At 46.4% G+C, this 330-nt stretch carries 2 tRNA genes; both read right to left on the minus strand.

Annotated elements, in window-relative coordinates:
- Window positions 1–88: 88 nt before the first annotated feature.
- A tRNA-Ala gene (locus AB4512_RS21915) sits at window positions 89–164 on the minus strand.
- Between the two features lie 14 nt (window positions 165–178).
- Window positions 179–255 (minus strand) — tRNA-Ile (locus AB4512_RS21920).
- Window positions 256–330: the final 75 nt, after the last annotated feature.

Raw genomic sequence — 330 nt, forward strand, 5'->3', positions numbered from 1 at the left:
TCCAAATTGTTAAAGAGCTTGATTCAATAAATTGAAGCATTTTTAAAGATTCTCGTAAGACTTTTTGTCGAACAAGAACGCTTAAAGATGGTGGAGCTATGCGGGATCGAACCGCAGACCTCCTGCGTGCAAGGCAGGCGCTCTCCCAGCTGAGCTATAGCCCCATCTAGGTCGATATTGGTGGGTCTGAGTGGACTTGAACCACCGACCTCCCGCTTATCAGGCGAGCGCTCTAACCAGCTGAGCTACAGACCCAATATCGTCTCTTAACTTTTCTAAACCTAATCAATCTGTGTGGGTACTCATCGTGTATATCTTCGTATAAGGAGG

It is taken from the genome of Vibrio sp. 10N.222.52.B7, assembly GCF_041474275.1.
GTDB lineage: Bacteria > Pseudomonadota > Gammaproteobacteria > Enterobacterales > Vibrionaceae > Vibrio > Vibrio crassostreae_C.